We start from the raw sequence: 7,881 nt of genomic DNA, 5'->3' as shown, positions 1-7,881 counted from the left end.
TCGTAGCCGTACGCCCACTCGAAGTTGTCCATCAGGGACCACAGGAAGTAGCCGCGCACGTCGGCGCCGTCGGCGATGGCCCGGCGCACCGCGGAGAGGTGGCCGTGCAGGTAGGCGACGCGCTCCGGGTCGTGGACCTTGCCGTCGGCGTCCGGCTTGTCGTCGTAGGCGGCGCCGTTCTCCGTGATGTAGAGGGGCAGGCCGGGAGCGTCGCGGTGGTAGCGCATGATCAGCTCGTGCAGCCCGGTCGGGTCGACCGACCAGCCCATCTCCGTCTGCTCGCCCGGCGACTGGTGGAAGGCCACGTCGTCGGCGGCGGGCCACGGCGAGTGCTCGCTCGCCCCGTGACCGTCGGCGCGCGGGCCCTTGTCGTCCGGGTCGGCGGCCGACACCAGGGTCGGCGTGTAGTAGTTGAGGCCCAGCGCGTCGATCGGCTGGTGGATCGTGTCCAGGTCGCCGTCCTGGATGCACGACCAGTCGGTCACCGATGAGGTGGCCTCCAGCAGCGTCTCCGGGTAGGCGCCGTGCAGGATCGGGCCGTGGAAGATGCCGCCCGACAGGTCGTCGATCTTGCGGGCCGCCGCCAGGTCCGCCGGGTCGTCCGGGTTCAGCGGGCGCACCACGGAGGTGTTGAGGCTGAGGGAGATCTGGTTGCGCACCGGCATCACCGAGCGCAGCGCCTTGGTGGCCAGGCCGTGCGCCAGGTTCAGGTGGTGGGCGGCCTTCAGCGCGGCGGCCGGGTCGGTGCGGCCGGGGGCGTGCACCCCGGAGGCGTAGCCCAGGAAGGCGCTGCACCAGGGCTCGTTGAGCGTCATCCACGACTCGACGCGGTCGCCGAGCGCCTCGCCCACGATCTGCGCGTACTCCGCGAAGCGGTAGGCGGTGTCGCGCTCCGGCCAGCCGCCCGCGTCCTCCAGCTCCTGCGGCAGGTCCCAGTGGTAGAGGGTGACGGCCGGCTTGATGCCCTTCTCCAGCAGCTCGTCGACCAGCTTGCGGTAGAAGTCCAGGCCGCGCTGCACGGCCGGGCCGCGGCCGGTGGGCTGCACCCGGGACCAGGACACGGAGAAGCGGTAGGCCTGGAGGTTCAGGCCGGCCATCATCTCCACGTCGTCGCGGTAGCGGTGGTAGTGGTCGACGGCGACGTCACCGGTGTCGCCGCCCGCCGTCTTTCCCGGCGTGTGGCTGAAGGTGTCCCAGATGGAAGGGGTACGTCCGTCCTCCCGCACCGCCCCCTCGATCTGGTACGCGGAGGTCGCGGCGCCCCAGAGGAAGGCCGGAGGAAAGGTCACCGGGTTCGCCGGCGTGGCGGAGTCAGTCATGGAAGCGCTCCCATAGAGGTCGCATTGGGGTCGTGGACGACCGACGGATACGTGAGAGGAAGGAAGGGGGCCGAGGCGGTGGCGACCCGGCCCCACCGGAGTTCGGGTGCGGGCGTCAGCCCTTGACCGCGCCCTGCATGATGCCGCCCACGATCTGCTTGCCGAAGATCGCGAAGACCAGCAGCAGCGGCAGCGTGCCGAGCAGCGCGCCCGCCATGATCAGGGACTGGTCGGGGGTGTACCCGCGGCCGAGACCCGCGACGGCGACCTGCACGGTCGGGTTGCCGGTCTGCGTCAGCACCAGGAACGGCCACAGGAAGTCGTTCCACGCCTGCACGAACATCAGCATGCCGAGCACGGCCATGGCCGGCCGCGCGGCGGGGAACACCACGTGCCACACCACGCGCCAGCTGCTCGCGCCGTCCACCCGCGCGGCCTCGATGACCTCGTCGGGCAGCGCCTGGAGCAGGTACTGACGCATGAAGAACACGCCGAACGCGCTCACCAGCGACGGGAAGATGACCGCCTGGAGCTGGTCGGTCCAGTCCAGCTTGGCGACCATCATGTACAGCGGGATGATGCTGAGCTGCGGCGGCACCATCATCGTGCCGATCACCAGCAGCATCAGGGCGTTGCGGCCCTTGAAGCGGAGCTTGGCGAAGGCGAACCCGGCGATCGTCGACAGCACGACGATGGTGGCGGCGGAGATGCCCGCCACGATGGTGGTGTTGAGGAACGCCTCGCCCAGGTTGGCGTCCTGCCAGGCGATCTCCAGGTTCTTGAACAGGTTGGACCCGAACCAGAACGGCGGCGGGTTCTCCGCCAGGCGCTGGTTGTCACGGGACGCGGCGATCGCGGTCCACACCAGCGGGAACAGCGACACGAGCGTGAACACGGTGAGGATCACGTACGCGAGCGGTCCGCCGTGCAGGGTGCCGCCCGCCCGCGCCGACTTCGGCAGGCGCGAGCGCTTCTGTTCCTTGACGATCGGTGTCTCGGGGGGCGTCGCAGTCGTCGTCACGGCCACACTCCTTAACTGCTGGCGCGCAGCCGGCGCGAGATGAGCTGGTTGATGATGCCGATGACGATCAGGATCGCGAACATGGTCCAGGCGATCGCCGAGGCACGGCCCAGGTGCTGGTTGACCCAGCCCTGCTCGTACAGGTACAGGCCGAGCGTCTGGAACTGGTGCTCCGCGCCGCCCGACGCGCCCTTGTTGGGGTCGAACAGCAGCGGCTCGCCGAAGACCTGGCTGGCGCCGATCGTCGAGACGACCACGGTGAACAGGATCGTCGGACGCAGCGAGGGCAGCGTCACGTGCAGGAACTGCCGCCAGCGGCTGGCGCCGTCCAGCGCGGCCGACTCGTACAGGTCCTGCGGGATCGCCTGCATCGCGGCCAGGTAGATCAGCGCGTTGTAGCCGGTCCAGCGCCAGATGATGATCGTGGATACGGCGATCTGGCCGGGCCACTTGTCGTCCTGCCAGCCGATCGGGTCGATCCCCACGGCGCCGAGCGCCCAGTTGATCATGCCGTAGTCACGGCCGAAGAGCAGCACGAACACCAGCGTCGCGGCGGCGATCGAGGTGGCGTACGGGGCGAGCATCGCGACCCGCCAGAACGTGGACGCCCTCAGCTTGTAGTTGAGGATGTGGGCGATGCCCATGGCGATCATCAGCTGCGGAACGGTGGAGATGACGCCGATGGTCAGGGTGTTCTGCGCCGCGTTCCAGAAGAAGTCGTCGTCGAAGATCCGGGTGTAGTTCTTCAGCCCCACCCAGTTCATGTCGGTCGGCGCGGTCAGCTCGACCTGGTGCAGCGAGGCCCAGCCGGTGTAGATCAGCGGGAACAGCCCGAAGGCCGCGAACAGCAGGAAGAACGGCGAGACGAACGCGTACGGACTCCAGCGGGCGTCGCGCTGCCAGCGGCGCGACAGCTTGGCCCGGCGCCGGTCTTCCTTGCCCGCGGGGCTGCCGGGCGTACGGCCCGGGGCCGCGCCCCCCTTGACGGGGGACGCGGCGATGTCGGAGCGGGTGGCCATGCGGGTCACTGGTCCAGGTTGTTGTCGATGGTCTTGGTGGCCGTCTCCCACGCCTCGTCGGCGGACTTGCCCTTGGTGACGAGGATGACGCCGTTGTCGGTCAGACCCTGCTGGATGATCTGGTCCTTCGGGCCGATCACCTGGACCGGGATCTGCTTGGCGGCCTCGGAGAAGATCTCACCGATCGGCGCGTCACCGGTCATCTCGTTGGTGGCGCCGGTCACCTCGGGGCTGGTGTACGCGGCCGGGGCGCTCGGGAAGCTGCCCTGGACCTTGAACAGCTTGGCCTGCTGCTCGGGCGCGGTCAGCCAGGCGACCAGCTTCTGCGCCTCCTCGACGTTCTTGCCGCTCTTCGGCACGCCCAGGAAGGAGCCGCCCCAGTTGCCGGACTTCGGGGCCACGGCGACGTCCCACTTGCCGGCCGCGTCGGACTTCGACTTGCCCTTGATGTAGCCGAGCATCCACGGCGGGCAGGCGACGGTGGCGAACTTGCTGTTGGCGATCGTGGTGTCCCAGGCGGGCTGGAACTGCGTCTGCGACTGGACCAGGCCCTTCTCGGCGGCCTCGGCGGTCAGGTCGAAGGCGTCCTTGACGGCCGGGTTGGTCTTGTAGACGACCTTGCCCTCGGCGTCGTAGAACTTCTCCTTCTCGCTGCTGAGCACGGCGTTCAGCAGGCCGCCGGGGGAGTCCATGAAGAAGGTGTCCTTGCCGGCCGCCTTCTTGTACTTCTCACCGGTGGCGATGAACTTGTTCCAGTCGCCGGCCCACAGCTTGCCGACCTCCGCGCGGTCGCTGGGCAGGCCCGCCTTCTCGAAGAGGTCCTTGCGGTAGCAGATGGCCATCGGGCCGACGTCCGTGCCGAGACCGATGGTCTGGCCGTCCTTGGTGGTGGCCTGCTCCCACTTCCAGGGCAGCCAGCCCTCCTTCTTCACACCCTCGACCTTGGACATGTCCGTGAACTTGTCCGCCTGGGTGCCGACGACCTCGGCGATGTTGGCGACCTCGATGGCCTGCACGTCCATCAGCCCGCTGTTGGTGGTCAGGTGGTTGACGAGAGCGGGGTAGTAGTTCTCGTTCCGCTCGACCACGTTCTCTTCGATCTTGATGTCCGGGTTGAGCTTCTCGTACTCGGCGTAGAGACCCGCCTCCTTGAAGCCCATGGTGCCGAACAGACCCAGGGTGATCGTGGTCTTGCCCTCGCCGGACGAGGAACCACCGGAGCTGTCGTCTCCGCCGTCGTCGGCGCAGCCGGCCAGCAGCCCGGTGCCCAGCGACACGACGGCCGCGACCGCCAGCGCCTTGCGGGCGAAGGGCTTCCCCCCGCCCGACCGCTGCCTGGTGAGGGGCAGGGTACGTGCTCGCATTGCGTCCTCCTGTTGCCCTGACGTGCCGACCCCCCGGCCAACGGCGTTGTTGACCCGTATTCTGCGCGTTGCGGCTCGGGCGGGGAACGTGCGGGTTGTGTATGTGTCAGGTACTGTGGGAGCGCTCCCACAAGTGATGTGTTGAAGAGTCGCGGGTCCGGGCGGGGGTGTCAAGGGAACAGACGCGGCAAAGTGCGTTCAGTTATCTGCCCGTTAACTTGGCCCGGGGCGCCGCCCCTCCGGAACGCCGAGGTCCGCGCGGACGCCCTCGCGGCTGGTCACCGTCACTGCCGGGGCTGTTACATTCCAGGCCAGGGTGACACACAAAGGAAGGCGGGGGCGGATGGCAAGCCACGGAGTGCGGGGCCGGAGCGGTGGCCGCCCCACCCTCGAAGAGGTGGCGGCGCGCGCCGGAGTGGGCCGCGGCACCGTGTCACGCGTGATCAACGGCTCCCCGCGGGTCAGCGAGGCCACCCGCGCCGCCGTCGAGGCGGCCGTCGCCGAGCTGGGCTACGTCCCCAACACGGCCGCCCGCGCCCTCGCGGCCAACCGCACCGACGCGATAGCGCTCGTGGTGCCCGAGCCGGAGACCCGGTTCTTCACCGAGCCCTACTTCTCCGACATGCTGCGCGGCGTCGGCGCCGCGCTGACGGACACCGAGATGCAGCTGCTGCTGATCTTCGCGGGCAGCGACCGGGAGCGGCAGCGGCTCGCCCAGTACCTGGCCGCGCACCGGGTGGACGGCGTGCTGCTGGTCTCCGTGCACGCCGACGACCCGCTGCCCGACATGCTGTCCCAGCTGGAGATCCCCGCCGTGATCAGCGGCCCCCGCTCCGCCGACGAGACGCTCACCTCGGTGGACTCCGACAACTACGGCGGCGCCCGCCAGGCCGTCGAGCACCTCCTCGCCCGGGGCCGCCGCACCGTCGCCCACATCACCGGCCGCCTGGACGTCTACGGCGCCCAGCGCCGCGTCGACGGCTACCGGGACGCGCTGCGCGAGGCCGGCCACGCGGTGGACGAGCTGCTGATCGAGCCGGGCGACTTCTCCGAGGGCGGCGGCCGCCGCGCGATGCAGGCCCTGCTGGAGCGCCGCCCCGACCTGGACGCGGTCTTCGCCGCCTCCGACGTCACGGCGGCCGGCGCCCGCCAGGTGCTGCGCGAGGCGGGCCGCCGCATCCCCGACGACGTGGCGCTGGTCGGGTACGACGACTCCGCGATTGCCCGCCACATGGAGCCGCCGCTGACCAGCGTGCGCCAGCCGATCGAGGAGATGGGCCGGGCGATGACCGACCTGTTGCTCCGCGAAGTCGCCGACCGCCGCCCGTCCGCGACCCGGGAGCTGGAGCGGCGTCAGATGGTGCTGGCGACGGAACTGGTGGAGCGCGCCTCGTCCTGAGCGCGTGCCGCCGGGCGCGGGCGGCTCCGTCCGCGCCCGCCACGGCCCCCGACATGACGGAAGCCGGTGACCTCCGCGAGGTCACCGGCTTCTGCGGTGAGGGTGAGTGACGGGACTTGAACCCGCGACATCCTGGACCACAACCAGGTGCTCTACCAGCTGAGCTACACCCACCACGGCCTGTTTCCGGGAGATCAGTGACTTCCCCGACCGGCCGAGAAAAAGTGTACAGGGTCCGAAGGGGTGCTCGCGCACGCCTTTCCGCGCGGCCCCCTCGAGCCCTCTCGGCACCCCTACTGAGCAGGCAGGACGTACTTCGCCGCGATCTTCTTCGCGGTGTCGGAGTCGGGTCCCGGCTGCGGCACGAAGACCGCCTCGCGGTAGTAGCGCAGCTCCGCGATGGACTCGCGGATGTCGGCGAGCGCCCGGTGGTTGCCGTTCTTCTCCGGGCTGTTGAAGTACGCCCGCGGGTACCAGCGGCGGGCCAGCTCCTTCACGCTGGACACGTCGACGATCCGGTAGTGCAGGTAGTTCTCCAGGGTCGGCATGTCGCGCAGCAGGAAGCCGCGGTCGGTGCCGACGGAGTTCCCGCACAGGGGCGCCTTGCCGGGCTCCTTGACGTGCTCCCGGATGTAGGCGAGGACCCGCTCCTCGGCGTCCTCCAGCGTCGTGCCGTTCGGCAGCTCGTCCAGCAGCCCCGACGCCGTGTGCATCGCGCGCACCACCTCCGGCATCGTCTCCAGGGCCCGCTCCGGCGGGCGGACGACGATGTCGACACCCTCGCCGAGCACGTTCAGCTCCGAGTCGGTGACGAGGGCGGCCACCTCGATGAGCGCGTCGTCCGACAGCGAGAGGCCGGTCATCTCGCAGTCGATCCACACCATGCGATCGTTCATGTGTCTCACCCTACGGTGCGTGACGCCGGGCCGGACCGGGTGGTGAAGCGAGGATTCCCCGGATCTTCCCGCACAGCCGTGAGGGCCGGAGGCACACGGCCTCCGGCCCTCACGCCGGTCGGTCTCAGTGCGCGCCGCGCTGTCCCGGGACGCCCGGCGCCGACGCGGTCAGGGGTGCCCCCAGCGCGCCGGCCGCCGCCGGACGGCGCGACTGGTGCGGAAGCCCGCCGTCCGGGTGCAGCTGCGGCACCGGATGGTGCCCCGCGCTCTCCGGCCGGCCCGCCGGGACGCCGCCCGACGGGGCGCCCGGCGCGGTCTCGGCGTCCTGGCCCCGCTCGGACTGGGGACGCCGGGCCCGGTACGCGGCCCGGTAGGCGGCCGGGGACGAGCCGAGCTGGCGCCGGAAGTGCCCGCGCAGCGCGACCGGCGAGCGGAAGCCGCAGCGTCCCGCCACCTCGTCCACCGAGTAGTCCGACGTCTCCAGCAGGCGCTGCGCCTGGAGCACCCGCTGCGTGATCAGCCACTGCAGCGGCGCGCTGCCGGTCAGCGAGCGGAACCGGCGGTCGAAGGTGCGGCGGCTCATGTACGCGCGGGCGGCGAGCGTCTCCACGTCGAACTGCTCGTGGAGGTGCTCCAGCGCCCAGGCGACGACCTCGGCGAGCGGGTCGGCGCCGATCTCCTCCGGTAAAGACCGGTCGAGGTAGCGCTCCTGGCCGCCACTGCGGCGCGGCGGGACCACCAGGCGCCGGGCGAGCGCGCCGGCCGCCTCGTTGCCGTGGTCCGTGCGCACGATGTGCAGACACAGGTCGATGCCGGCCGCGGTGCCCGCGGACGTCAGCACGTCGCCGTCGTCCACGAACAGC

7 protein-coding genes and 1 tRNA gene are annotated in these 7,881 nt (G+C 70.5%); 1 reads left to right on the top strand and 7 read right to left on the bottom strand.

The annotated features are described in order from the left end of the window. The 4 genes from CCN29_RS15305 to CCN29_RS15290 form a co-directional block, all read right to left on the bottom strand. The coding region (locus CCN29_RS15305; RefSeq protein WP_086682457.1) for a GH1 family beta-glucosidase at positions 1–1,319 on the bottom strand (1,319 nt) is incomplete at its 3' end. A 115-nt stretch (positions 1,320–1,434) separates the two neighbouring features. Next, complete coding sequence (locus CCN29_RS15300; protein ID WP_006131561.1) at positions 1,435–2,340, bottom strand: carbohydrate ABC transporter permease; 906 nt, start codon at positions 2,338–2,340, stop codon at positions 1,435–1,437. An 11-nt stretch (positions 2,341–2,351) separates the two neighbouring features. After that, positions 2,352–3,359: a carbohydrate ABC transporter permease gene (locus tag CCN29_RS15295; RefSeq protein WP_031060224.1), complete on the bottom strand. Its 1,008-nt coding sequence runs from the start codon at positions 3,357–3,359 to the stop codon at positions 2,352–2,354. A gap of 5 nt (positions 3,360–3,364) precedes the next feature. Beyond that, on the bottom strand, positions 3,365–4,723 hold the full coding sequence (locus CCN29_RS15290; RefSeq protein WP_006131559.1) for an ABC transporter substrate-binding protein: 1,359 nt from the start codon (positions 4,721–4,723) through the stop codon (positions 3,365–3,367). Between the two features lie 343 nt (positions 4,724–5,066). On the opposite strand from CCN29_RS15290, the gene CCN29_RS15285 reads away from it, so the two are divergent. Next, positions 5,067–6,122 carry a LacI family DNA-binding transcriptional regulator gene (locus tag CCN29_RS15285; RefSeq protein ID WP_031017394.1) on the top strand — a complete coding sequence of 352 codons (1,056 nt, stop codon included), beginning with the start codon at positions 5,067–5,069 and terminating at the stop codon, positions 6,120–6,122. A gap of 101 nt (positions 6,123–6,223) precedes the next feature. Here CCN29_RS15285 and CCN29_RS15280 read toward each other — a convergent pair. The 3 genes from CCN29_RS15280 to CCN29_RS15270 all read right to left on the bottom strand — a co-directional run. Further along, a tRNA-His gene (locus CCN29_RS15280) sits at positions 6,224–6,296 on the bottom strand. Between the two features lie 119 nt (positions 6,297–6,415). After that, positions 6,416–7,018, bottom strand: coding sequence for an oligoribonuclease (gene orn, locus CCN29_RS15275; RefSeq protein WP_006131557.1), 603 nt, complete (start codon positions 7,016–7,018; stop codon positions 6,416–6,418). A gap of 124 nt (positions 7,019–7,142) precedes the next feature. Continuing rightward, a partial coding sequence (locus CCN29_RS15270) for a GlxA family transcriptional regulator (RefSeq protein ID WP_143661338.1) occupies positions 7,143–7,881 on the bottom strand: 739 nt, incomplete at its 5' end.

It is taken from the genome of Streptomyces pseudogriseolus, assembly GCA_002154585.1.
GTDB lineage: Bacteria > Actinomycetota > Actinomycetes > Streptomycetales > Streptomycetaceae > Streptomyces > Streptomyces pseudogriseolus.
This window is presented reverse-complemented; position numbering and strand designations above follow the sequence as displayed.